This is a genomic window from Nocardioides sp. GXQ0305 (assembly GCF_050880345.1).
Lineage (GTDB): Bacteria > Actinomycetota > Actinomycetes > Propionibacteriales > Nocardioidaceae > Nocardioides.
Window position 1 is genome coordinate 1 of the sequence record NZ_JBNYXG010000016.1, and the last position, 1,281, is coordinate 1,281.

The following is a 1,281-nucleotide window of genomic DNA, read 5'->3' on the forward strand; positions in this document are numbered from 1 at the left end:
GGTGGATTCAACCGGTGAGTGCAACACCGGGTGGGTTGTCGTGTTCGGACAGTAGCGCGTCGAGCGCTTCGGCGGGTGTGCGCCAGCCGAGGCGTTTGCGTGGTCGGTTGTTCATCTCCAGGGCGACCTGCTCGAGGAAGCCGGGGCCCCATAGGGACAGGTCGGTGCCCTTGGGGAAGTACTGGCGCAGGAGCCCGTTGGTGTTCTCGTTGCTGCCGCGCTGCCACGGTGAGGCCGGGTCGGCGAAGTAGATGGTCAGGCCGGTGGCCTCGGCGATCTGGGCGTGGTTGGTCATCTCGCTGCCCCGGTCCCAGGTCAACGTCTGGCGCAGGGTGTCGGGCAGTCGAGCCATCTGCTCGCAGATCGCGGTCTGCATGGTCACCGCGGTGTGATCGCCGGGCAGGTGCAACAGCAGCAAGAACCCGGTGGCGCGTTCGACCACCGTGCCGATCGCCGAGGCGCTGCCAGCGCCGATGATCAGGTCGCCTTCCCAGTGGCCGGGCACCGCCCGGTCCTCGACCTCGGCGGGGCGTTCGCTGATCGAGATCACATTGCGCAGCGGGCTCCCGTGCCACTCGGCCTCCCGGCGGGCACGGGCCTGGGCGCGGGGCTTGCGCATCGCACGCCCGGTGCGGAGGTGACCGGCCAGGTCACGGCGCAGCGCGCCGCGGCCCTGGACGAAGATCGAGGTGTAGATCGTCTCGTGCGACACACGCATCTCCGGGTCGTCGGGAAAGTCCAGCGGCAGCCGATTCGCGATCTGCTCGGGGCTCTCATTGTGCTCCAGCCGCCGCTCCACCTCGGCCCGCAACCGGGCGTGGGAAGCGAGCTTGGCCGGCTTGGATCGACGCGCCCGCGTGTCCGCGAGGGTCTGCGCGGTGGTGGCCCGGTAGCGGTCGCCGCTGGTGTTGCGGCGCAACTCGCGGCAGACGGTGGCCTCGTGGAACCCGACCGCCTCGGCGATCTGGGTCACCGACCTGCCCAACCTCTTCAGATGGGCGATCTCCTCCCGATCGGCGGGGCCGAGTCGTCGGCCGTGGGAGCACGACGACGCCGATAAGGACGCGCGAATCTCGCGGGCAGGCATCACACCGCCCGATGCTGCGAACCAGCGATAGGCCACAGCTCGCGACACGCCGACCGCAACTGCCGCGCTCTCCGTCGACGCCCCGGCCGCCACACACCGCCAGAAGGCCTTCTGCACCTCACACGGCCACGGAGGACGAGCCATCTGCAACACCTCGATCATGTCAAGGCGTTGCACTCAAGGTTGAGCCCACA

Annotated in this window: 1 protein-coding gene; it reads right to left on the minus strand. The window is 69.3% G+C overall.

Translation table 11 applies throughout. The annotated features are described in order from the left end of the window. Positions 1-7: 7 nt before the first annotated feature. Positions 8-1,231, minus strand: a complete 1,224-nt coding sequence (locus tag ACQ1X7_RS19745) for an IS30 family transposase (RefSeq protein ID WP_432479951.1) — start codon at positions 1,229-1,231, stop codon at positions 8-10. Positions 1,232-1,281: the final 50 nt, after the last annotated feature.